Origin of the sequence: Sphaerimonospora mesophila, from assembly GCF_001417795.1 — a bacterium.
In the GTDB taxonomy this organism is placed as follows: Bacteria; Actinomycetota; Actinomycetes; order Streptosporangiales; family Streptosporangiaceae; genus Sphaerimonospora; species Sphaerimonospora mesophila.
Map to the genome: position 1 here is coordinate 115,388 of NZ_BCBX01000037.1, position 23,618 is coordinate 139,005.

At 70.1% G+C, this 23,618-nt stretch carries 18 protein-coding genes and 1 pseudogene; 6 read left to right on the forward strand and 13 right to left on the reverse strand.

Going from position 1 to position 23,618, the window contains the following annotated elements; genetic code table 11:
* Nucleotides 1-25: 25 nt before the first annotated feature.
* From AP234_RS18290 to AP234_RS18300, 3 genes are read right to left on the reverse strand one after another with little or no spacing between them, the layout of a single operon-like run.
* Complete coding sequence (locus tag AP234_RS18290) at nucleotides 26-1,753, reverse strand: ABC transporter ATP-binding protein (RefSeq protein ID WP_055480888.1); 1,728 nt, start codon at nucleotides 1,751-1,753, stop codon at nucleotides 26-28.
* Entirely contained in the window at nucleotides 1,753-3,645 is a 1,893-nt protein-coding gene (locus AP234_RS18295; RefSeq protein ID WP_055480889.1) for an ABC transporter ATP-binding protein, read from the reverse strand. Before AP234_RS18295 ends, AP234_RS18290 begins: the two co-directional genes overlap by 1 nt.
* On the reverse strand, nucleotides 3,642-5,123 hold the full coding sequence (locus AP234_RS18300; RefSeq protein ID WP_055481046.1) for an MFS transporter: 1,482 nt from the start codon (nucleotides 5,121-5,123) through the stop codon (nucleotides 3,642-3,644). The genes AP234_RS18295 and AP234_RS18300 overlap by 4 nt, the downstream gene beginning before the upstream one ends.
* Nucleotides 5,124-5,290: 167 nt before the next feature.
* Between AP234_RS18300 and AP234_RS18305 the strand changes: the two genes are divergently transcribed.
* A complete protein-coding gene (locus AP234_RS18305) occupies nucleotides 5,291-6,493 on the forward strand; it encodes a sensor histidine kinase (protein WP_083502214.1) in 1,203 nt (400 codons plus the stop codon).
* A gap of 146 nt (nucleotides 6,494-6,639) precedes the next feature.
* Nucleotides 6,640-7,299, forward strand: a complete 660-nt coding sequence (locus AP234_RS18310; protein ID WP_055480890.1) for a response regulator — start codon at nucleotides 6,640-6,642, stop codon at nucleotides 7,297-7,299.
* 88 nt (nucleotides 7,300-7,387) lie between these two features.
* On the opposite strand, the gene AP234_RS18315 is transcribed toward AP234_RS18310, so the two are convergent.
* Together AP234_RS18315 and AP234_RS18320 are read right to left on the reverse strand one after the other, a co-directional pair.
* Complete coding sequence (locus tag AP234_RS18315; protein ID WP_152990484.1) at nucleotides 7,388-8,662, reverse strand: C39 family peptidase; 1,275 nt, start codon at nucleotides 8,660-8,662, stop codon at nucleotides 7,388-7,390.
* A 75-nt stretch (nucleotides 8,663-8,737) separates the two neighbouring features.
* A complete protein-coding gene (locus AP234_RS18320) occupies nucleotides 8,738-10,057 on the reverse strand; it encodes a glycosyltransferase 87 family protein (RefSeq protein ID WP_055480891.1) in 1,320 nt (439 codons plus the stop codon).
* 67 nt (nucleotides 10,058-10,124) lie between these two features.
* On the opposite strand from AP234_RS18320, the gene AP234_RS39580 reads away from it, so the two are divergent.
* Nucleotides 10,125-12,371: a hypothetical protein gene (locus AP234_RS39580; protein ID WP_431998778.1), complete on the forward strand. Its 2,247-nt coding sequence runs from the start codon at nucleotides 10,125-10,127 to the stop codon at nucleotides 12,369-12,371.
* 184 nt (nucleotides 12,372-12,555) lie between these two features.
* Here AP234_RS39580 and mptB read toward each other — a convergent pair.
* The 3 genes and pseudogenes from mptB to AP234_RS18340 all read right to left on the reverse strand — a co-directional run.
* Nucleotides 12,556-13,839 (reverse strand): annotated as a pseudogene (mptB, locus tag AP234_RS35100) (polyprenol phosphomannose-dependent alpha 1,6 mannosyltransferase MptB); the annotation flags it as partial.
* A gap of 299 nt (nucleotides 13,840-14,138) precedes the next feature.
* Nucleotides 14,139-14,864, reverse strand: a complete 726-nt coding sequence (locus AP234_RS18335) for a glycosyltransferase (protein WP_055480894.1) — start codon at nucleotides 14,862-14,864, stop codon at nucleotides 14,139-14,141.
* A 4-nt stretch (nucleotides 14,865-14,868) separates the two neighbouring features.
* Nucleotides 14,869-15,219: an STAS domain-containing protein gene (locus AP234_RS18340; protein ID WP_083502238.1), complete on the reverse strand. Its 351-nt coding sequence runs from the start codon at nucleotides 15,217-15,219 to the stop codon at nucleotides 14,869-14,871.
* 224 nt (nucleotides 15,220-15,443) lie between these two features.
* Here AP234_RS18340 and AP234_RS18345 point away from each other — a divergent pair, with 224 nt between their 5' ends.
* Nucleotides 15,444-15,950: a hypothetical protein gene (locus tag AP234_RS18345; protein ID WP_152990485.1), complete on the forward strand. Its 507-nt coding sequence runs from the start codon at nucleotides 15,444-15,446 to the stop codon at nucleotides 15,948-15,950.
* Nucleotides 15,951-16,003: 53 nt separating this feature from the next.
* Here AP234_RS18345 and AP234_RS18350 read toward each other — a convergent pair whose 3' ends face one another.
* Nucleotides 16,004-16,789: a response regulator transcription factor gene (locus AP234_RS18350; protein ID WP_055480895.1), complete on the reverse strand. Its 786-nt coding sequence runs from the start codon at nucleotides 16,787-16,789 to the stop codon at nucleotides 16,004-16,006.
* Nucleotides 16,790-17,059: 270 nt separating this feature from the next.
* Here AP234_RS18350 and AP234_RS37670 point away from each other — a divergent pair, with 270 nt between their 5' ends.
* The gene (locus tag AP234_RS37670) at nucleotides 17,060-17,227 is read left to right on the forward strand and encodes a hypothetical protein (RefSeq protein ID WP_162842205.1); all 168 of its coding nucleotides are present in this window, start codon (nucleotides 17,060-17,062) and stop codon (nucleotides 17,225-17,227) included.
* 193 nt (nucleotides 17,228-17,420) lie between these two features.
* Here the strand turns inward: AP234_RS37670 and AP234_RS18355 are convergent, their stop codons facing one another.
* Together AP234_RS18355 and AP234_RS18360 are read right to left on the reverse strand one after the other, a co-directional pair.
* A complete protein-coding gene (locus AP234_RS18355) occupies nucleotides 17,421-17,873 on the reverse strand; it encodes an ATP-binding protein (RefSeq protein WP_055480896.1) in 453 nt (150 codons plus the stop codon).
* Nucleotides 17,874-18,043: 170 nt separating this feature from the next.
* Nucleotides 18,044-19,972, reverse strand: a complete 1,929-nt coding sequence (locus AP234_RS18360) for a PAS domain-containing protein (RefSeq protein ID WP_055480897.1) — start codon at nucleotides 19,970-19,972, stop codon at nucleotides 18,044-18,046.
* 103 nt (nucleotides 19,973-20,075) lie between these two features.
* Here AP234_RS18360 and AP234_RS18365 point away from each other — a divergent pair, with 103 nt between their 5' ends.
* On the forward strand, nucleotides 20,076-20,648 hold the full coding sequence (locus tag AP234_RS18365) for a methylated-DNA--[protein]-cysteine S-methyltransferase (protein WP_055480898.1): 573 nt from the start codon (nucleotides 20,076-20,078) through the stop codon (nucleotides 20,646-20,648).
* 6 nt (nucleotides 20,649-20,654) lie between these two features.
* Here the strand turns inward: AP234_RS18365 and AP234_RS18370 are convergent, their stop codons facing one another.
* The gene (locus AP234_RS18370) at nucleotides 20,655-22,217 is read right to left on the reverse strand and encodes a glycosyltransferase family 39 protein (RefSeq protein WP_152990486.1); all 1,563 of its coding nucleotides are present in this window, start codon (nucleotides 22,215-22,217) and stop codon (nucleotides 20,655-20,657) included.
* Nucleotides 22,214-23,443: an acyltransferase family protein gene (locus tag AP234_RS18375; RefSeq protein ID WP_083502216.1), complete on the reverse strand. Its 1,230-nt coding sequence runs from the start codon at nucleotides 23,441-23,443 to the stop codon at nucleotides 22,214-22,216. Before AP234_RS18375 ends, AP234_RS18370 begins: the two co-directional genes overlap by 4 nt.
* Nucleotides 23,444-23,618: the final 175 nt, after the last annotated feature.

Here is a 23,618-nt window from a genome sequence, read left to right on the forward strand (position 1 = left end):
GGCACGTCGCCAGGCCGAGAACGCTTCAACCCGCCGCGGTGTCACCCGCGAGCGATGTCGGCACCACCGACCAGAAGTCGGCGTAGCGGCCACCTCGGCGCAGCAGCTCGTCGTGGCCGCCTTCCTCCACGATCCGGCCGCCGTCCAGAAAGACGACGCGATCGGCGCGTCGGACGGTGCGCAGGCGATGCGCGACCATGACCACCGTCCGGCCCGCCATCAGACGCTCTATGCCCTCGTGGACGGCCGCCTCGTTGACCGGGTCCAGCGCGGAGGTCACCTCGTCCAGCAGCACGATGGGCGCGTTCTTCAGCAGTGCCCGCGCGATCGAGACACGCTGGCGCTCACCACCTGACAGCAGCGCGCCGCCCTCGCCGACGTTCGTCGTCCAGCCGCCGGGCAGTCGTTCGATCACCTCGTCCAACCGCGCGGCGGCCGCCGCCGCCCGCACCTCGGCCTCGCTCGCGTCGGGACGGCCGAGCCGTACGTTCTCCTCGATCGTGCCCTCGAAGAGATAGACCTCTTGGAAGACGATGGCGAACTGTGCCATCAGCACCTCGGGGTCGATGTCGCGCACGTCCACGCCGCCCACGCGTACGGCGCCCGCGTCCACGTCGTAGAACCGTGCCGTCAACTGCAGCAATGTGCTCTTCCCCGCACCCGACGGCCCGACGACGGCGAGCCGCCGTCCCCGCGGCACGGACAACGACACGCCGTCGATCACCGTGCGGTCGCCGTGCCGGAAGGATACGGAGTCGAATTCCAGGTCATGGCGTTCCGGCCGGATCGGCCGGCGGGCCTCCGGCAGCGGCTCGGTGCGCAACACCGTGTCGAGTCTCACCAGCTCGGCACGGGCGCCGCGCAGCCGGCCGCCGATGTCCGACAGCGACAGCAGCGGGTCGGCGCAGCGGGCGGCCAGCACCAGGATCGCCAGAACCTCCGCCGCGCCGATGTCCCCGCCGAGCGCGAGATAGGCGCCCAGCGCCAGCAGCGCGGTGAACATCGTCTGCACCGTGAGCGTCAGGCCGAGCACGCCGGGCAGCGCCGACAGCATGGAGCGGTGGGACGCGCGCTGGAGCTCACGCAGCGAGTCGTCGAGCAGCCGGAAGCGTTCTGCGGTCCGGCCGCCGGCGCGCAGCACGGGCTGCGCCTGGAGATACTCGATGACGCGCCCGGCGGCCTCGTGGTCGCGTTCTGCGCGTTCGGCGTCGGCGGCGGCCATCGAGCGTCCCGTCCAGACCTGGATCGCCGCCACGACCGGTACGGCGACCAACGCGGCCAGCCCCATCTGCCAGTTGAAGACGAGCATCACGGCGACGATCGTCAGCGGCGTGACGCAGGCGGATATGTACGGCGCCAGCAGATGCGCGATCACGCTCATCGCCTGCAGCACGCCCTGGCCGGCCAGGACGGACACCTCTCCGACGCGGCCCGCGCCGTACCAGCCGATGGGCAGCCGGGCCAGGTGATCGCCGAGGCGGTGATACATGCCGTGCAGCAGCGTGGTCCCGGCGCGGAAACCGGACAGATCGCTGATGTAGCGCAGCGCGGCGTAGACCGCGACCGCGGCCCCGAACGCGATCAGCCAGGGCATGGCGTCCGCCGGCGTGCTTGCGAACAGCGCCCGCAGCACCGGAACCAGCAGGGTGTAGGACAGTCCCTCGACCACCGCGGTCGCCGTCATCAGGGCCACCGTGCGGCGGACCGGTGGGGCGTACTCGTCTCCGAGCACGCGCAGCAGCATTCGGATCATCAGGGTTCGTCTCCTCGCGGTAGGCCGCCACGGGTCTCGATCTCGCCGGCGGCCGCCGATCGGTTGGATCGCCAGAAAGCGGCGAACCTTCCGTTCCGCGCCAGCAGCTCGGCGGGCCTGCCGCGCTCGACGATCGACCCGTTCTCCAGCAGCACGACGCTGTCGGCGTCGGCGATCGTCTCCAGACGGTGGGCGATGACCAGGATCGTGCGATCGACGGCCAGCGTCGTCAGGGCCCGGCGCACCGCCTGTTCCGTCCGGGGGTCGGCGAAGGCGGTCGCCTCGTCGAGCACCAGAACGGGCGCGTCGGCGAGCAGCGCGCGGGCGATCGAGATCCGCTGTGCCTCGCCGCCCGACAGCCGGGCGTCCGCACCGAGCACCGTTTCGTATCCGCGTGGCAGATCGAGGATCCGATCGTGAACATCGGCCAGCCGGGCGGCGCGGACCACATCGTCATGGTCGGCGTGCGGTACGGCCAGCGCGATGTTGTCCGCCACCGATGCGCGCAGCAGACGGACGTCCTGGAAGACGAAGGAGACCAGGCGGTAGAGCTCCCGGCTGTCGATCTCCCGTAGATCGACACCGCCGAGGGTGATCGAGCCGTGGGTGGGGTCGAAGAACCTGGGCAGCAACCGGACCAGCGTGGACTTCCCGCTTCCGGACGGCCCCACGACCGCGGTGACCGTACCGGGCTCGAGCACCAGGTCGATCCCGCGCAGCACCTCGTGATCGGCGGTGTCGTGCTGCCGGTGCCTGCGGCGCTCGCCGGCGAACTCGGGAGGGCGAGCGAGCTCGTGTTCCTCGCGCCGCACGCTCTGGTAACCGAATCGGACGCCGCGCAGCTCCACCCGGTGCCCCCGTGGTGTGACCGGGTGCGCGGGCTCCGGGAGCGACCGCACCGCGAGCACGTCCCGGATCCGCCCCACCGCGCGCCGGGCGGCCTGCGCATCGTCGAAGCCGTGGCCGATGAGAGCCGCCACCGGAGCGGTCAGTCCCAGTCCCAGCAGCAGGAAGGGCAGCAGGTCTGCGGGGGTCATGCCGCCGGTGCCGAGCAGAGCCGCACCACCGATCAGCACGGTCAGCAGCACGAACGGCGGGGACAGCGCCAGCTGCATCCCCGCGGCGATCCCGGCGACGCCGCGCACCATCCGGTAGAAGCTGCCGACGAAATCGTCCACGGCCGTGCGGAATTTGCGGTGCGCACGCCCCGACCCGCCGAACGCCTTGACCACGGCGATGCCCTGGACGAACTCGACGACCGAACTCGAGATCCGTCCCATGGCGTTGTCGAACTCCTTCTGCTCGCGCAGCCGAGCCGGGGTCATCACCAGGGGGACCAGCGCCACCGCCAGCGCCACCGGTATCAGCGTGATCAGCGTGAGCCGCCAGTCGACGGTGAACAGGTAGATCAGCGACACCAGCGGCACCACGAAGGCGGAGACGAGCTCGCCGGGAATGTGGGCGATGAAGGGGTGCACGGCACTCACGTCGTCCCCCGCGATTTTGGCCAGCTCGCCGGTGGTGCGTCGGGACAGCCAGCCGATCGGGACGCGCCCCAGCCGCGCGGCCAGTCGCCGGCGGAACGACAGCTGCACCCGTCCGTCGAGAAGATGCCCGATCGCGGACGAGGCCCCGGTGAACAGCAGTCGTACGAACAGGCCGGACGCGCCCGCGATCACGACGATCCAGACCCGGCCGTGGTCGATCGGGCCGGGCGACAGCAGGGCACGACCCAGCTCGACGACCGCCAGCAGCGGCACCAGTCCCGCGACGGCGCCGATGATCTGCAGGATCACGACAGCGGCGAATCCCCAGAGATAGGGGCGCAGCAGTCCTGCCACGCTCTGTCCGAAGGCGGAGTCGGCATCCGGTGCCACGTCGAGGCGGCTCACCGGTCGACCCCCGCGGGGAGCGAATCGCGGACATCGCTCCGCTCGGCCCCCGGGGACGGCGGACCGGTCCGCGGCAGGACGATCAGGGCCACGAGGACGGCGGCGACCAGGAGTACGGCGCCGAGCGTCAGGCCGAGCGCGTACCCGGCGTTGAGGGCCTCGGGAGTGGCGACCTGGCCGGTGCGGTCGTGCGCGGCGGTGCCGAGGGCGGCCAGCCCGAGCGAGGCGCCGATCTGGCGTGAACTGTTGAGCAGACCCGAGGCGGTGCCGGCCTCGTGGAGCGCGACACCGGCGGTGGCGGTGGAGACGACCGGTCCGAGGCAGAGCCCGAAGCCGATGCTGGCGACGATCGAGGGCCCCAGGACGTCGGTGAGGAAAGCGCCGTCCGGGCTGATCAGGCCGAACCAGGCGCAGCCCGCCGCGGTCAGCAGTCCGCCGATGACCATGAGGGTCCGCGGCGCGAGACGGTAGCCGAGTTTGACGGCGAGCACGGAGCCGACGACCACGCCGAGGGCGAGCGGCAGGAACTCGATGCCGGTCAGCGCCGGCCCGGCCCCGAGCACACGTTGCAGATAGAGGGAAAGGAAGTAGAACGCCGAGGCCAGGACCGCCCCGACCAGGAGGGTGTAGGCGTTCGCGCCGGCGACCGAGCGGTTGGCGAACAGGCCGAGCCGGATCAGCGGCTCGCGCGTGGTGGTCCGCTCGACATGGACGAACGCGGCCAGTAGCGCGGCGGCCACCGCCAGGGTGGCCACCGTGACCGGGGAGGTCCACGCGTACCGGTCGGTGCGTACGACGCCGAACACCAGCAGGGTCATGCCCGCTGTGGCCAGGACGGCGCCGAGGACGTCCGGACGGCCGCCGCGAACCGGGGCAGGGCCGGGGGCGATCCGCCAGGCCAGGGCCAGCGCGCACACGGCCATCGGGACGTTCACGAACATCACCCAGCGCCAGCCGGCGTACTCGGTGAGCAGGCCGCCGATCAGGACGCCGAGGGCGGCGCCGGCGGCGTTCATCGCGCTCCATGCGCCGAAGGCCCGGATGCGGGCCCTGCCCCCGGGGAACGCCGCGGTCAGCAGCGCCAGCGCGGCCGGAGCCAGCGCGGCGGCCCCGACACCCTGCGCCGCGCGCGCGGCGACCAGATGGCCGCTTTCCTGGGCGAAGCCGCCGGCGAGCGAGGCGAGGCCGAAGACACCGAGCCCGAGCAGCAGGACCCGCTTGCGGCCGTAGGAGTCGGCGACCTTGCCACCCAGCAGGAGCAGTCCACCGAAGGTGAGCGCGTAGGCGTGGATCACCCAGGTCAGGCCCACCGCGCTGAAGCCGAGGCCGGTGGCGATCTGCGGGAGTCCGACGTTCACGACCGACAGGTCCAGCGACACCATGAACTGCACGACGGCCACAGCGGCGAGGGTGAGCCCCGGCCGGGCGACCTCCGTGCTCACATGGCGGGAATCACTTTTGACTCGGATCGTGTGCATGCCGGACATCGTGCTGTTCGGGCAGGCCGCAGGTCATCATGCCCGGGAAGACTCCTCAGCGTGGTACCCGGGGAAGCGGCACCGGCCCGACTACTCCGCGGGGAGTAGGGATTTATTACGACGTACCGCGGACGACCTCCGGGGGAAAGGGACCGTAACCTACACGAATGAGCCCTACAGACCGGCGGTCGCTCGCCCAGGACGGCCTGCTCGCCGCGGTGATGGCCATCCTGCTGTCGGTCATCGTGTTGGCCACGCCGCGCGCGGGCGCGGTGGATCTGGCGGCCGTTCTCGTCGGCTCGCTCGCGCTCGTCGCCTGGCGGCGGGCGCCCCTGGTGTCGTTGCCGGTCAGTACGGTCTGCATGATCGTGGTCACGGCGCACATCCAGCCGGGCCCACCGGCCGCCTTTCCCGTGCTGGTGTCGGTGTTCGCCGCGGTCAGGGCAGGCCATCCGCTGGCCGCCGCGCTGGCGGGCGCGGCCTTCCTCGGCGCGGACCTGGCGGTGAAGCTGCCCGGCGCCGACGCGGTCGTCGAGAACCTGCAGAGCACCTCACTGCTGGTCGGCTGGTTCGTGGCGGCCGGGGTGGCGGCGACGGTGACCCGGCACCGGCAGGCGTACCTGGAGGAGGTCGAGCGGCGGGCCGCCGAGGCCGAGCGCACCCGCGAGGAGATGGCCCGGCGCCGTGCGGGGGAGGAGCGGCTGCGCATCGCCAGAGAGCTGCACGACTCGCTCACCCACAGCATCTCGGTCATCAAGGTCCAGGCCGGGGTGGCCGTCCACCTGGCGCGCAGGCGTGGCGAGGAGGTGCCCGCCGCGCTGCTGGCCATCCAGGAGGCGGGCAGTGACGCGCTGCGCGAACTGCGCGCCACCCTCGAGGTGCTGCGCGACCCCGACGGATCCGAGGGGGAGCCCGCGGCCAGCGGCCTCGACCGGCTCGACGACCTGGTGGAGCGGGCCCGCTCGACCGGGCTGCGGGCCGCCGTGACGATCTCCGGCACTCGGCGGGAGCTGCCCGCCGAGGTGGACCGGGCCGCCTACCGGATCGTCCAGGAGTCGCTCACCAACGTCTCCAGGCACGCCGGCGGGGCGGCCGCCACAGTCCGCATCGACTACGCGGACGAGAAACTGATCGTGCAGGTCGACGACGACGGCACGGCCGACCCGGACAGGCCGCCCGTGCCCGGTACGGGACTGCTCGGCATGCGCGAGCGCGTCACGGCGCTCGGCGGCCGGCTGCGGGCCGAGCCCCGCCACGGGGGCGGGTTCACCGTGCGCGCCGAGCTGCCCCTTGGGAGTGTTGAAGAAGTGCTGTCCGTCGTGAGCGAGGATCCAGATGGATGCATCGAAAGGCCGAGAGGGAACCCATAGCCGGAGCTATGGGTGATCTTCCCGGACCCCGCGGAAGTCCCGAGCCTGCGAGGAACTTTCGCGGGCGGGGCGAGAACGCGGCGAGGCGCCATCTGGGCCACGCGTATCAGGACATGACTTTTGAAACACGACTTTGGAGAAGCATCATGATCCGTGTGCTGCTCGTGGACGACCAGGCGCTCATCCGCGGCGGCTTCCGTGCCCTGTTGGAGATCGAGGACGACATCGAGGTGGTGGCCGAGGCCGCGAACGGTGAACAGGGCGTCGCGCTCGCCCGCGAGCACCGGCCCGATGTCGCACTCATCGACATCCAGATGCCGGTGATGGACGGCATCGAGGCGACCAGGCTGATCGCCGCCGACGAGCGGCTGAGCGGCGTCCACGTCGTGATCCTCACCAACTACGGCCTCGACGAATACGTCTTCAACGCGCTCCGCGCCGGCGCCTGCGGCTTCATGCTCAAGGACACCGAGCCCGTCGACCTGCTGCAGGGAGTCAGGGTCGCGGCCCGCGGCGACGCGCTGCTGTCTCCCGCGATCACCCGCCGCCTGATCGGCGAGTACGTCGCCCGCCGCCCTGACCCCGCGTTCAGGGGGGCCGACGTGCTGACCAACCGCGAGCGCGAGGTCACCGCGCTGGTGGCCCGCGGCCTGTCCAACGACGAGATCGCCGCCCACATGGTGATCAGCCCGACCACCGCCAAGACGCACGTCAGCAGGGCGATGACCAAGCTGGGCGCCCGCGACCGCGCCCAGCTCGTGGTGTTCGCCTACGAATCCGGCCTCGTCACTCCCCGGCGCCGCTGATCACGTGCCGCTCGACCGGTGGACGTTCGCCGCGAGGCCCGACGTGGCCGAGCTGCACCGAGAGTTCCGACGTTCTCGCCGCCGCCGGTCACCAGTTGGCCGGTAGCCCCGGCGTGGTGGGCAGCAGTGGGTGCCCCTTCGGGTGGATGACGTACACGATCCCGCCACTGCCGGTGCTGCGCAGCCAGACGTTCTCGAAGTTCGCCCGGGGGTAGACGCGGCGCACGGCTTCGTTGTCCGGTGAGGCCGGGTCGTTGGCGATCACGTCGCCGGTGGCGGTGAAGCCGATGATGACCATGAGATGGCCGTTGGTGCCGTACCCTGCGCCGGGCAGCTCCTCCGCCTTGAACGACTGGGAGGTCACGACGGGGATGCCGGCCCGGACCAGCCGCTCCATCTCGGTCAGCGAGCGGAGCCGGGTGACGAATCCCTCCAGCCCGTACCGTCCCGCGTAGGCCGTGTTGAACGGCCAGTTGCCCGCCCCCTCGTAGGCGTAGTCGTAGGTGTGTCGAGCGGCGTAGTCGACCTCGGGGTCGGGATCGGAGGGGTCCACCCAGGAGGTGTCCTGCCTGCTGGGCCACCTGCCCCAGTAGCCGAGGACCATGGTGGTCGAGGTCGGGCTGCACCACGCCTCTCCTCCGCCGTCCCACTCGGGGTAGTGGCCCTCGTGGACGTTCTGCGAGCGCCGGGGCACGGGCAGCTCGACGCCCCAGGCGATGCCGCCGGGGCTCACCGGGACGGTCGCCCGCTCGGGGACGGCGGACGCCATCGCGCCGAGCGTGCGCACGACCGGCCGTACGGAAGAGCCCGGCGTGCGGTACAACGTGACGCGCAGTTGGTACGCGGTGATCTCCTTGCCCGTCGCGGCCACGAACGTGTCGACGGAGACCGTGCCGTCGGCGTCGCGCTGCCCCGGCAAGGATGTGCGGCGGATGTCCTCGTCGCCGTACGCCCAGCGGCCGAGCACGTACCACTTCGTCTGCCCGGCCGCGTGGCGGCCGCGCATCTCGACCTGCAGCCAGCTTCCGGCGGGCACGTCGGCGGTCCAGGAGGCCACCAGCTCGTCGGCGGCGAACCCGATCGGCCGCTCACGGCCGGTCCACCGGGCGTACTCCCAGCTCTTCGTGCCCAGCGCGTCGGTGTAGGAGATCGTGCCCGCGGGGGCGGCGAAGGACAGGGTGTTGCCCGCCCGCACGCCCTCGCGCTCGCCGGGGCCGAAGTGGGCCCGCTGGTAGACGACGTCGACGGCGGCGGGTGGTGGTGGTTTGGCCGCGGCCTCGGCGGCCGTGGCGGTGACGGTGATGGCGGACGTCGTCAGGACGGTGGACAGGAGAACGGGCAGGAACACGCTCGGCACGCGCATGGCTCACCTCGGCGGGTCGTCGGCGCCCTCGACGGTAAAGTCCTCCGCCCGCCCGCGCATCGGCAGGAATACGTATTAACGGGCGATGGACGGCTCACTGCCGGAACTTGCAAGATCACGGCGGGAGGTGTGCCGGGGGAGCCAGGAGCCGAGCAGCCAGACGAGGGCGATGGCGCCCAGGCCGAAGGCGTTCTGCACGATCTTCCCGACGACCGGGCTGAACACCGGGATCTCCATCGCCTTGAGCGACACGCCCCACCAGGGGATGGGCAGCACGTAGTAGAGCCACACCCCGCCGGCGACCGACAGCCGCGTCCGGTCGCGGCCCGTCCCGGCCAGCGCGGCGAGCACCACCGTCACCCAGGCCAGATGGTGGATCCACGCGACCGGCGACAGCAGTACGGCCATCAGCCCGGTCAGCGCCACCCCGGTCAGCCCGTCGCCGTCCCGGAAGGCCCGGCGGGCGTGGCGGAAGCCGTACCAACCGATCACGGCGACGGCGGCGAGCCAGATCACCTGGGTCAGCGGGCCGGGCAGATAGAGCCTGAGCAGCATGCCGCGCAGCGACTGGTTGGTCGTCGCGGCGTTGGCGCCCAGACGCTCGGAGTCGAGCAGCGCGCCGAGCCAGAAGTCCCACGCGTCCTGCGGGATCACCAGGAACGGCAGCAGCGTGAGCAGGGCCGCCGTGAACACCGCCATGAAGAACGCCCGGCGCTGCTCGGGATCGCCGTCCCGGCGGGTGAACCCGGTGATCGCGAGGTAGATCAGGAAGACTCCCGGGGTGAGCTTCACCGCCGTCGCCAGGCCGATCAGCATCCCGCGCGGCCAGCGCGGCCAGCGCGGCCGACGGGCCACGCAGTCGAGCAGGCACAGCGCCACGAGGAAGAGATCCACCTGGCCGAACCGCACCTGGTCCCTGATCGGCATCAGATAGGTGCACGCGACGGTCAGCAGGGCGAGAAGCAGCGGTACGGCCGCCGCGCCCCCGCCCGCGAGGCCGGTCCGAGCCCGTACGGCCGAGGCCGCCGTACGGACGCCGTCGAAGAGCGGGCGGAAGGCGAGCCGGACCGTGAGGGCGAGCACGACGAAGATCGCTATCGTCCACGCCCACTGGGCGGCCGGCCAGGAGATCACCGCGAGCGGCACCGCCAGCATGGCCCCGACAGGCGGGTAGGTGAACGGCAGCAGCTGCGGCGCCGGCGTGATCACGTCGTAGAGGGGAAGCCCGCGCAGGATCGCCGATCCGCCCGTACGGTAGACGTCCAGGTCCACCAGCCGCTGGTCTTCTGGGTTGGTCAGCCAGTGGGCGACCAGGGGGGTCGCGGCCAGGACGATGGCGACGAGGGCGAGCGCCCACGCCCACACGGGTCTCCTGATCGTCCGGCCGGTCGTCATGGAAATGGAGGCTACCGTGGGGTTCCCCGTCCCTGTCGTTTCGCATCAGAGCCGAGGAGCCCGAACAGTGCCGAGTGTGGAGACCACGAGCCTTGGCCTGTGGGTACGAGCCGGTGGCGTGGGGCGGCGGGTGCTGACGCTGCTGACGGCGCTGCTGGCCTGCCTCGTCGCCGTGGGTCTCCCGTCCCAGGCCGACGCGCAGGTGAAGGGCCAGGTCGTGGTGATCGGGGTGCCCGGTCTCCGGTGGGACGACCTGGACCCGGCGCGTACTCCCAACCTGTGGGGCCTGGCGGCCAAGGGGAGTCTGGCCTCGCTGTCGGCCAGGACCATCCCGCCGCAGGGCCGTTCGATCAATTGCCCGGTCGCCGGATGGCTGACCGTCTCGGCGGGGCAGCGCGCCGGGGCTCCTCCGCTCTTGGCGGAACACCGGGCATCCGGTGGGGACTGCGCCGCGGCCCCGGCGCCTGTCGTGACCGCTGACGGGTCCGGCTCTGCCGTCATCCCGGACTGGGCCGGTCTCGTCGCCCACCAGAAATCGAGCCCCTACAAGGCACGCATCGGACTTCTCGGGCAGACGATCACGGCTGCCGGAGGGAAGATCGCGGCGATCGGCCCGGGTGCCGCGCTCGGTGCCGCCGACGAAAGCGGAAAAGTCCAGACATATGCGGCGACCGCGGCCGAGTTGGCGGACCTCAGTCCGTACGTCGCGGTCTTCGCCGAGGCGGGCCAGATCGCCGCGGAATGGCTGGCACGCGGGGGAGCCGATCTCCCGCCCGACGTACGGCGGAACGCGGCCGCCGCCGCTGACCGGACGATCGGGGAGGTGCTCTCCCGCGCCGCCCCCGACGCGACCGTGCTCGTCGCCGGCCTGTCGGACACCGCCGCCACCGCCCACCTCCACGTCGCCGTCGCCGTCGGCGACGCCGGCCCGGAGCCGTACGGGCGGGGGTGGCTGACCGCGGCCTCCACCCGCCAGGACGCGATGGTCACGATCACCGACCTGACCGCGACCGTCCTGCGCGCGCTCGGCCTCGAAACGCCGAAGGAGGTGGTCGGCAAGCCGTGGCGCGGCGACGGCGACGCCCACGCCGACACGGGCGAGGCGGTGGCCGGTCTCGCCGACGCCGATCTGGCCGGTCAGGTGCTCAGGCAGGTGCGCGAGCCGTTCTTCATCGCGCTCGTCGCCGTACAACTGCTCTTCTACGGCCTGGCCGCCGTGGTGGTCCGCAGGCGCCATCGGATGCCCGCCTCCGTCCGGGTGGTGGCGGTGGTCAGCGGCGCGCTGCCGATCTCGGCGTTCCTCGCCCAACTCGTGCCGTGGTGGAGTTTCGCCCACCCCATGTCCGCGCTGATCGGCACGATCCTGGCCGTGGCCGGCCTGATCGCCGGGCTCGCGTTCGCCGGACCGTGGCGGGGGCACGTCCTCGGACCGCTCACCGTGGTCGCCGGGGTGAGCTCGCTGGCCCTGCTCGTCGACGTCATGACCGGGTCGCGGCTCCAGGTGAACGCGGTGAGCGGCTACGAGCCCGTGACCGGCGGCAGATTCTACGGCTTCGGCAACATGGCGTACGCCGTCTTCTCGACCGGCACGATCCTCATGCTCGCCGGGGTCGCGCATCTGCTCCGGCACCGCAGGTGGATCGCCGTCGCAGTGTGCCTGGCGTACGGCCTGCTGGCGATCTTCGCGGACGGCTGGCCCGGCTGGGGTGCCGACTTCGGCGGGGTGCCGTCGTTCGTCGTCGGGCTGGCGGTGTTCCTGCTGCTGCTCACCGGACGGCGCGTGTCGGTCGTCAGGCTCGCCGTCGTCGGGCTGGCCGGTGCCGCGCTGATCGGGCTGATCGCGGTCGCGGACTGGTCGCGGCCCGCCGACCGGCGTACCCACCTCGGCGCGTTCGTGCAGCAGGTGATCGACGGCGAGGGCGGGTCGGTCATCGGGCGCAAGCTGGGTGCGATGCTGAACACGCTGGGCAATCTGCCGCTGACGCTGCTCTCGCTGGTCGCGCTCGCTTTCCTGTTCCTGGTGCTGTCACGGCCGTCCCGGTGGGGCGCCTCCGCGCTCAGTCATGCGTACGGCAGGGCGCCGGAGCTGCGGGCCGGGCTGCTCGGCGCGCTGACCGCGGCCCTGGTGGGATTTTTGATCAACGACTCGGGGATCGCGATCCCGGCGATGGCCCTGACCGTGGCCGTGCCGCTCACGCTGGCCGCGTCCGTCCGGGCGCTTCGGCTCGCCACCGCCGCCGAGCCGTCACCGCCGCCAGGGCCAGCAGACCGATCGTCAGCACGGCCAGGATCGCCGGCACCACCTGCGCCCTGACCACGTCGACCAGCCAGCCGAGGTCGGGAGGCTGATTCCGCTGGCGTGCCGGGAGGTAGCCGAGCGACAGCACGGCCAGCCGCGTCACCACGAACGCGTCCAGCCACGAGGCGGAGACCAGCGCGAGCAGCGCGAAGGCCAGCCCGTCGTACCAGGGCAGTGCGTACGGCGTGGCGAACAGCCAGGCCACGACGGCGACCAGGGAGATCATTGGGCCTGCCGCTGGATCGCCGGTGCGGCCGAAGCGCCGGAACAGGACGACCGCGAGCGCGGCCAGCAGGAGCAGTGAGCCGACCTGGATCCACAGATGGTACGCCCCCGGACCGAAGACGGCCTGCAGCGCCTGCTTGACGAGCTTCCACGGGGTGGCGAGCGACACCGTCTTGCTCGCGTTGCGCACCTGGTCGAGCGCATGCGGTCCGGCCGCCCAGTAGCAGGCCAGCACGGTGGCCAGCGCCGACCCCGCGACGAGGGCCGGCCTCGCCGGGCGTCGCCGCAGCTCCCAGGCCGGGCCGAGGGCGACGAGTCCGGTCGTGACCTTCACGGCGATGCCCGTGCCGAGCGCCACCCCCAGCGGTACGGCGAGGGCCGGGCGGTCGGGCGCACGCCTCATGGCCGCCAGCGCGAGCATGCCCGCCACGGCGGGCGCGATCGCCAGCGTGTCGAGGTGCATGCCGGCCACCAGGTGATAGACGAGCAGCGGATTGACCGTCCAGAGGAGGGCGGCCCGGCGCTGCCGGACCGGATCGCCCCTGGTGAGGCGGTGGAGCAGGAGTGCGGTGACGATGAAGGCGGCCGAGTTGACGACGGCCAGGACGAACACCGTCAGCCGGACCGAGTCGCCGCCGACGTGGCTCGCCAGGGTCTGTACGGCCGTCGCCACCGGGCCGTAGACGCTGGGCGTTTTGCGCCACTCCTCGACCGCGCGGGCCACCGGGTCGGCCGGCAGATCGGCGGGCACGGTCACGTACGGGTCGTGCCCGAGCACGGCGATCCTGCCGTACGCCGCGTAGTTGAGGTGATCGGAGGAGCCCGAGGGCGGCAGGAAGGCCAGCACGCCGGCGGCCAGACACCCGGCGATCAGGAGACGACGGGCCGAGGGCATCAGCCGTACGGCGAACAGACCGGCGGCGAGGCCGATCGCGCCGAGGACGATGGCGGCCGCGGCGATCCCGATGACGAGGTGGCCGTCGGGGGACAGGTCGAGCGAGTACGGCGGCTGCCGGCCCACCGCACTCAGACCGATGCTTCCAGTGCCACCCGCGAGCGTCGGCCCGGGGTTGCCGGAGCCGTACGCGTGCTCCGGCGCGGGGTTTCCGTGGCCGTCGGCGAGTTCCGGCACCATGGCCGACGGGCCGAGGACGCCGATGGTGATCGTGGCGAGGATCGACAGCGAGATCGCCACGAGACCCACGGCCCGGACGACCCGGAGGCTCCGGAGGCTCCGGAGACCCGCCACCCCAGCCATCCCGGCCACCACCCCTCCACCGTGATCTTGCGAATTCTCGCATGGTACGGCCGCGACCTGAGCGGTCACACTCCGTGATCTTGCAGTTTCTCGCACGGTGTGGCCATGACCTGGGCGGACGTCATTCGTGATCTTGCATTGTCGGGCAAGTGCAAGATCACAAAAGCCATCGGTGCAGGTCGGGCGATGTCCATGCGAGATTCTGCAAGATCACGAACGGAGGATTCGCTGGTCGGAGGGCATGTGTGCGAGAAAACGCAAGATCACGGCGGAGGGGTGGAAGTCGGGGTGGCGGGGTGTCAGGGGAGGAACGAGGGGAGCTCACGGGCGGCGAGAGCCCGGCCGACATCGCGGAGCTGCCTGGCCCGGTGGAGCTGCCCCCGCAGGTCGTTGCCGGTCGCCCGGTGGGCCATCTCGACCTCGACCTCGATCACTCGGAAGCTCTTGCGCAGCAGATCGATGGTCATGCCGGTCTCGACACCGAAACCGTGGGCGAGCGGACGGGCCGCCTCGAAGGCCGCCCGGGTCAGGCAGCGCTGCCCGTTGAGCGGTTGGGACGGCGTCCAGCCGGTCAGCCGCTTGATCCCCTCGCGGGCGAGCCGTACGACGATGCCGTGCCCGCCCAGCTTGACGCGGGTCGCGAACGTCGCGATGGTCATGTCCGCCTCGCCGGCCCGCACCGGCGTGATCAGCGCCGCCGCGGCCTGCGCGGTCTCGCCCAGATCCGCGTCGAGGAACAGCAGATGCCGCGCGACCTCGCCACCCTCGTCGAGGAGCCGTACGGCCTCCGCGCCCGTCTCCATCGCGGCGGCCTTGCCGCGGTTACGGCTGTGCCGTACGACCCGGGCGCCCGCCGCCCTGGCCACCCGGCCGGTCTCGTCGGACGAGCCGTCGTCGACGACCACCACGAGATCCACACCGGGCAGCTTCAGGGCGGCGGTCACCGTGCCGCCGATCCGGTCGGCCTCGTCCTTGGCCGGGATCACGACGGCGGTGTCCTGCTCAGGTACCACTACATCACCCATGCGGTCAGCCCTGCTGATCGGCCGTGAGCATGTCGGCCGGCACGGCCTCATGCACGGTGAACACCGAGTCCAGGCCGGTGACCTGCAGGATCTTCCGTACGGCAGGCCGGGGCGCGGCGACCTCCAGCGTACCGCCACGCTCGCGCAGGCGTTTGAGCGCGGACAGGAGGACGTTCATGCCGGTGGAGTCGCAGAACTCCACCCCGGACATGTCGATGACCACTCGGTCCGGCCCGGCCTCCAGCACGCGGGTGAACTCGGCCTGCAGCCGAGGAGCGGTGTATAGGTCGATTTCGCCGTAGATGGCCATGACGGCCTGGCCTGCCTGAGATCGGGTCGCGACTTTGAGCTCCACGAGGCGCACACTAGCGCCGTACCGGCCTCGGGTCACGCTCCGCCGGAAACCCCGAAGAGTCGTCCGCCCTTTGTCCCCGATTTCGGGGGCGAGCAAACGCGGAGTGCGCGAAGCTTGACGGTGTGCGACGCCGGTAGGGCCGGATGGAAAGCCCGGAACCTCCTGGTCTTGGTCATCGCTTCGCGAAGGAGGGCGGGCGCCGAGGACAGTGGGCCCGGAGAATCATGAACGCTGAACAACCAGAAGACCCCCAGCGGCGGTCGTTGCGTGAGCGGCTGGAGAACGTACAGGTCCGCAGTGCCAAGGCGTCGTCGTGGCGCGAAACCGCAGATCCGCTGCGCTCGCTGATCAACCGGGAGGGGTACGTCCCGATCAGCGCGAAGCTGACGGGCGGGGACCTCGACTTCCTCGCCACGGCCCGCGAAGATCTGCTGTGCCTGGCCGAGCTCGGCATCCGGCTGCTCGATCTCCATCAGCCGAGGGACGCGGGCGGGATCACGAGCGACACCGCCAATCCGATCCTGCGCTGCCGCAGCTGCATGTGGCGCTGGCCGTGCCCGACGTTCCGCGCCATGTCCGATGCCTTCTCACCGGGGGCACCAGGAGCACCCGGAGCGCCCGGAGCCCTTGGACTGTCCGGAGTGCCCGGAGCACCGGGAATTCCCGGTACGGCCGGCCCACCCGGCGTGATCGCCGTACCCCATGGCCTGCCACCCGACATGTCAGACTGACCGATGAACTATCGCGAATTCGCCTGCTATCTCGACCCGTTTCCATCCGGGTGTCACGGCAACGGCTCATAGCGGTAGCCGACGCCCCAGACCGTGACGATCCGCTTGGGATCGGTCGGATCCGGTTCGATCTTCTCGCGGAGCCTGCGCACGTGGACGGTCACGGTCGAGGAGTCGCCGAAGGACCATCCCCAAACCCGATTGAGCAGCTCGGCTCGGCTGAACGCCTGACGCGGGTTGCGCAGCAGGTAGACGAGCAGGTCGAACTCCCGCGCCGTCAGCGTGATCTCCCTGTCGGCCAGCCACGCCTGGCGGGTCCCCGGCTCCACGACCAGGTCGCTGTCGCGCAGCACGGTCGTCCCTGCGGGGGCGAGGGCATGGGACGTGGCCGGCAGGGTGCCCCGGCCGCCCTGGCCTGATCGGGTGGTCCGGGCGGGCCGGTGGTCGTCGGGGGCGGCCGGGCCGCCGCGCGCCCGGCGCAGCACGGACTGGACGCGGAGCGCGAGCTCGCGCGGGCTGAACGGCTTGGTGACGTAGTCGTCGGCACCCGTCTCCAGGTCGGCGACGCGGTCGATCTCGTGTCCGAGAGCGGTGATCATGATGACGGGAACCGGTAGCTGCTCGCGTACCTTCCGGCAGACCTGGAGGCCGTCCAGCCCGGGCAGCACCAGATCGAGGACGATCAGGTCGGGAGGGTCGGCGATGGCCCGGCCGAGCGCCTCGACGCCGTCGTCCACGCATTCCACCTCGTGGCCCTCGCGTTCCAGGTAGTGGGCCACCACCTCGGCGACGGCGGGGTCGCTCTCGGCGACCAGGACGCGGGAGGCGCGCTTATGCATCAGTCGTTTCCCATCAGCCGGTTCGCGTGGGGCGATTCTCCGCAACGCACATCCCCACGTTAAGTCTGGCCGAGCTGTTTCCGCCGCCTATCAGGGGCTCCAGCTCTGGCGACCTGACATCCATGTCTCTCATACCGAGAAGGCATGATTCACGTGAAACCTGGACATGATCTCTTGACCTGGGGTCACTGCCCGACGCCCGGTACGGCGATTGCTCCGACGCATGCGATCAAGCTCGCACTTGTCGGTGCCACCGCGTACCTTGTGGCTATGGCCCGTATCGCGCTGACCGTCCTGGGGATCATCCTCGCCCTCTGGCTGGTGTTCGGATTCATCATCCCCGCGTTGTTCGCGACGCTGAAGTTCCTGCTCATCCTCGCGATCGTCGCATTCTTCGTCGTGGCGGCGATCACCGTGGTCGGGAAGCTCTCCCGATGAACGAACCGATGAACCGCTAAACCGAGAACCGATAAAGGTGATCCCCGTCCGGGCCCTCCCCGGCCCGTTCGTCTGACTCCTGGCCGGGCTGGTCATCCTGCCCGGCCGGTTCGGCGGGTCCTGGCGGAATGTGACGGATGGCGCGGATCGGATTACTCGACCGGCTTGGCGCGCTGCTCGGTCCAGTCGCGGTTTAGCCCACCTCGCGGAGGGCGGGAGTGCCGGTTGTCCGGTTGTTGCCGTTTCGGCTGGCCCAGGAGGCGGCCAGGACGGCCCAGACGGTGGTCGCCTCCGCCTCGTGGCGGACCCCCCAGCGATCCGCGAGGTATTCGACGATGCCCAGCCCCCGGCCGCCCAGCGACGAGAGCGTGGGACGGCCGGCCCGCGGCTCGGTGGTGGCCCCGCCATCGCTGACCGCCACCTCAATCTGGCTCTCCGAGCAGTGCCAGGCGGCTCTGAGCTGGCCGGACGGCAGGGGATGCGCGTGTCGCAGGGCATTGCTCAGCAGTTCACTCATCACCAGGACCACGTCATCGACCACTCCGGCGCTCACACCCGTGGCCAGCAGCTCGGCACTGAGGCGCTGACGTGCGACGGCGACGCTCGACGGTGCGTACGGCAGTAGCACGACGCTCGTCGCACTCACCTCCCCGATTCAGTCCCGCAGAAGACCGTCCCTTGGCAGAGACACCGCCTCCTGAGGAGAACAACAGCCCCAGTACGACCGAAATGCCCCGTTGGATCGACGGGGAAACCGTGCTCCGATCACAGCTTGTGCACATTGGACAATAGATCAGCTCTTGCCAGGCAAGCCTGTTACCCCTCCGGTGTGTCGGATGAGGTATCGGATGAGCGGTCCGGGCGGGCCCGGTTGAGAACGACCCGCATTCGGGTGCCTCCTCCGGACCTGGGCAGAGCGGTGACATCACCACCCTGGGCCCTGGCGAGGCTACGCACGATGTGGAGGCCGAGGCCGACCCCGCCGAACCTGCGCCGGTTGCCGCTGTCGGCCTGGACGAACCGTTCGAAGATCCGCTCCCGGTCGCCGGGTGCGATGCCGATCCCCTCGTCGTCGACGACGAGGACGACCAGGTCGTCCTCCGGCCACGCCCCCACCCGGATCAGCCCGCCGTCGGGGGAGTACTTGAACGCGTTCTCCAGCAGCTGGCCGAGCAGGATGTCGGTCGCCAGCGGGTCGCCGTACACGGACGGCAGGCCGGGCGGGATGTCCACCTCGACCCGGTGCCGGTCGGACAGCACCGGCAGTCCCAGGGTCGCCGCGCGGACCCGATCGGCCAGATCGAAGAGCTCGACCTTGACCTTGAGTTCGTCGGCGCCGGCCCGTGCTCCGAGCAGCAGGTGATCGATGAGCTGCCCGAGTGCCCGCGACCGCTCCGCGATGGTCCGTACGGCGGAACGCCGCTCGTCGTCGGACAGGTGATCCCAGCGGGCGTCGAGCGTGCTGGCGAACCCGCGCACGATCGTGATCGGGGTGCGCAGCTCATGGCTGGTGGTGGCGAGGAACAGGTCCTTGGCCTCCTCCAGCTCCTTCGCCCGGGTCACGTCGCGGAAGTCCACCACGATCTCCCCGGTCTCGGGGATCTCCGCGCACAGCACGTCGAGCCACCGGCCAGGGGGAAGGCGGTCGCAGTGAAGCTGGAAGGTGAGCTTGGCCCCCGGCTCGGGCAGCGGGAAGGGCGGCGGACCGCCGATCGCGTCCTCGGCGGCGACGTCGGTCAGCTCGGTCGCCGCCGGGTTCCACCGGACGACCCGTCCGCTCCCGTCCAGTACGGCTATGCCGTCGGCGCTGGCGTCGAACACCGCGCGTTCGTGGGCGCGCTGCCGCACCGCCTCCTGATAGGCCATGGCGTTGCCGACCGCGATGCCGGCGTGGCCCGCGAGCAGTTCGAGGAGCTCCAGCTCCAGGTGGCCCGCCTTGCGCTTGGAGAACAAGGCGTAGAGCGCCCCATAAGGACGTCCGCCGACGACCGCCAGCCCCACGGCGATCGTGTGCAGGCCGGGAACCCGAGCCCAGACCAGATCGCCGAACCCCTCCGGGCCGGTCTCCAGCAGCACGGTCTTGCCGGTGCGCAGCAGCTTGTCCACAAGGCTGGTGTGCAGATCGGCGGTGACCCCGCGCAGCGCCTCCGGCAGCCGGTGGACGCCGACCAGGCGCAGGCGATCACCCTCGATCGACACGAAACCGCCGGCGTCGGCGCCGGTGAGGTCGGTGAGACTGGCGGCGATGCGGTCGAGCACGACGGGAAGGTCGAGCGCCGCGTTGATGTCCCCGACCACGTCGGTCAGCCGCCGGACCAGCAGCGCGCGCCTGACGGCCCTGCCCTGGGCGGCGTCGTCGTCCTCGGCCGAGTGATAGACGCTGACGTAGCCGAGCAGCGCCCCGCCCTCCGAACGCAGCGCGCTCGTGTCCACCCGCAGGTCGAGGAGCGCGCCGTCCCGGTGGAAGCGCTTGGTGCGCAGGGACACCCGGCCCCGGGCGTCCGAGGCCGTGCGCACGCGTTCGAGCACGGCGTTGTGCTCGGCCATCAGCTCGTCCGGCACGATCGGCGGCCGGCGGCCGACGATCTCCTCGGCCGGCCAGCCGAACAGCCGCTCGGCCGCGGCGTTCCAGCTCAGCACGGACAGGTCCCGGTCGAGGGCGACGATCGCGTCGGGGGAGCCGGCGACGACGGCGCGCGCGATGCCGTCCTCGTCCCACGCGTCCTTGGCCTTGAAGTCACCCACGTCACCATCGTGCCCCCTTTCACCTTTTGATCTTGGGCTTTTCCGGCAGCTTGAGATGGCTCCGATACGCTGCTGCCACGGAGTGAGAGAAAGCGGGGCGCCAATGTCCACAGAGGACCTCGAGGCCCTGTTGCGCGTGACCGCGCCGGGTTATGTCGGCGAGTCGCCCCCCGAGGTGGCGTTCGGGCATGTGGACGCCCCGGTCGGACGGCTGACCCTGGCGGTGACCGGCCGCGGCGTGGCGATCTGCAGCTATGACGACGAGCACGCGGTCTTCGAGCGCGTCTCCCGTGCGATCGGCTCGTTCATCGGGCCGGATCCGCGTCGGCTCGACCCGGTCCGCCGGGAGCTGGACGCCTATTTCGCCGGTCGGCTGCGCACGTTCTCCACACCGGTCGATCTCCAGCTCGTCACCGGCTTCTCGCGGACGGTCGTGCGGATGATGCTCGCCGTGCCGTACGGCCAGGTCACGACATATCAGGAGATCGCGCAGCGGATCGGGCGACCGCAGGCGCTGCGCGCGGTGGCCAACGCGCTGGCCGGCAACCCGGTGTGCGTCATCGTCCCCTGCCATCGCGCCGTCGAATCGCCGGGCTCGCCGGGATCCGCCTATGCGGGCGGCCCGGCGGCCAAGGAACACCTGCTCCGCCTCGAGGGTGCCCTTTCTAGCCTGTAGGGGTTATCAGAGATGACCCGGAGACCCCTCCCCTGTCAACCTTCGGTTGTCGGATCGACGATCGCTTGTCGAATGTCCTGTTCTGACATAGAGGGTGAGGGTGAGGCTGCGCACTCGCCATCGCCCGTCTTGGCGGAAGCTTTTCTCTAGTGCGTCCACCTTGGCCTGGTTGAGGGGATCCAGGGTGGGGCCACGCCAGAGCTGTTCGCCTTCCAGCAGCCATACCCGCGTCAGGGCGGCGTCGCTCAGCCGGCGGCGGATCTCCTGTGGGGTGGCCTCGATGCCGCCTAAGTTTCCCGCGCTCGCCGGTGACACGTTCAGGGTCACATCCCGGAGTTTTTGAAAAGCGTCCGGGTATGCCTCGGCGACGGCCCGCCGGTTGGTGGGTAGGTAGACGATCGCCTCGCCGGGCGACGCATGACTACTGATGATTCGCGCCGCTTCGCGCAACTGGTCGGGCTCGCTCGACTGTCGACGCTGAGCCATGTGTGAGGGGGCGGCCAACGCGCCGTACAGAACGAGCGGGATCAGCCATGTGATGCCTGGTACGCGGGTGACTCCGACTGAGGCGAGCAGGGCTAGCGCCGGCAGGCACATGCTCACATAGCGGGCGGAATAGAGCGGGTAGAGCTGAGAAATCAGCAGCAGGATCGTGGGCGGCACGAGAAGCCAGGGCGCCGCCAGCGACCAGAGCATGGGCGTTCGCTGGATGTACTTTCCGGCGTCCTTGCTGGTGAGGACAGTGCCCGAGATTATGGCCACGGCCATGAAGAAGATCAGCGCTCGCGAGCCCGAGAAAACCGTGAGCAGCGCAGACACATCGCTCCATCCTGGAGGTCTGAGCCAGCTCACCTGATTTCGCTGTGTTATGGCGATGACGATCAGCGGGCTCAGGACGGTGGCCACCGCGGTCACGGTGATGAACCAGGGCCGTAGGCGCGTGCGCCCGTCTCTGAGGAGGGTGAGCGTGACCAGATGGGCGATGACCACCAGCAGGGCGAACAGGTGGATCATGCCCAGCAGTACGAGCGAGCCGCCATAGACGAGATGGGACCGTCGGCCCGGTCGCTCAATGGTTCCGAGGAAGAAGATCGTCGCCAGCACCGTGAACATCGTCGCGATCGCGTACGGCCGGGCCTCGTGGGCGAACCGGCTGGCGAACGGCGCGCCGGCGTACAGCAGTCCGGCCGCTAGCCCCGCCTTCGGCATTATCAGGCGATTGGCGAGATGGGCGGTGGCCGCCGCCGTGACCGCGGTCGCCAGGATAGACGGGAACCGCAACGTGAGTTCTCCGGTGCCGAACATGTCGGCGACAGGATGAAGCAGCAGGTAGTAGGCTCCATGCACTGCGTCCAGGTTTGCCAGAAACCGGAAGATATCCGGGATCGTCCGACGTGTCACCCCGGCTGTCACACCCTCGTCTCGCCAGAATGACAGGCCAGGTTGCCAAAGGCCGAGCAGGAGGGCCAGAAAGGCGGGCGGCAGGATCACCAGCGCACGCGTTCTGGTGGTGGGCGCATCGCCCATTTGTGGTGCCCGGCTCTTTGACACCGACCGTGTCAGGATCACCGTGAGGCCGCCCGTTGAATGATCTTCCGGCCTTGTTGCTGCATTGGCTTCTCAACGTACCGGTAGGTCACCCAGCAGATCGGCAGCAGCACCAGGAGGAATACGATGAGCGGAATCGGATTGTCGTACTCCCGCCAGCGGCCGACCGTCGCATCGGACACCTTCAGCACCAGAGGGTGGAGCAGGTAGACCGAGAAACTCGTGAGCCCCAGCAGCGACAGCCATTTCGGTGTCCTGCGACGCAGTACCACCATGCCGAAGCCGAATGCGACCGCGGAGGACAGCATCGAGATCGTCCACGCGATGGGTCCACCCTCGGTTTCGTCTGGATGTAGCCATCCCTGAACGATCACGATTACGAGCACACTCCCGGCCGTCAGCGCGGCCGTTCGCCGGTGCACCTGTCCATGTTCGGCTCTGTACAGGACGGTGCCGGTGAACATGACGGCCAAGATGGACAGCCCGAACCACGGTGACAGCCTGCCGTTCAGGGTTACCAGCATCAGGGCGAGTACGGCTCCCGCGAGCAGTGCGGCCTTTCGCAGCTTCGGGCCGGCGAGGTATGCGGATCCGATCGCGAAGGCCATGATCAGCGTTGTCACGGCAACGGCGGCGGGAGCGCCGATCGCCCCGGTGAAGAACGTGACCGGGCCCAGGAGACTGAGCAGCAGCCCAGCGGAGATGAGAGAGGCCGCGGTGCCTACAGAACGGCGGTGCCAACGGATCGCGAACATTCCTGCGACCAGGAGATAGAACGCCATTTCATACGAAAGTGTCCACAGCACATTGACTGCGTTGGGAACGGTCAACAGATCCTGCATCATGGTTACATGGGACAGAGTCGCCGTAACCGAATCAAACCGACGTAATTCCCCGCGTAATTCGCTGATGCCGGTCACGGCCAGCACGACTAATGCGGCCACCCCAACGGCCCAGAGCGGGTAGATCCGGAATATCCTGCTAGTCCAAAACCGTGATAAGTCGCCGTGCCGTTCCAAGGATGCGGGGATGATGTACCCGCTGATCAGGAAGAACACCATGACGCCCCAGAATCCTGGGTTGAACCACTGTAACAGTGCTTCTCGCGCGTGCGGTGTGTAAACGAAGGTGGCATGGTGGACGGCCACCGCGACCGCCGCCACCCCACGTAAGCCGTCCAGCCAGTCAAGGCGAGATGATTTTTCGCGAACGCCGTGGTGGTCGGATAGGGCAACAGAAAGATTCATTGGTTAATTGCCAATATTTGATGGGTGGGTCAATCATTGATTGACTATTATGACTCCCGGGCATCTCCATAGTACAGCTGGTTGGATTGTTCTGCCGCTTATATTGGATCCCGTGGATCGCTGGAAGTGGGTGGCGGCCGCACTTCGTCATGCGGACGGTTGCTTGGTCACGTGA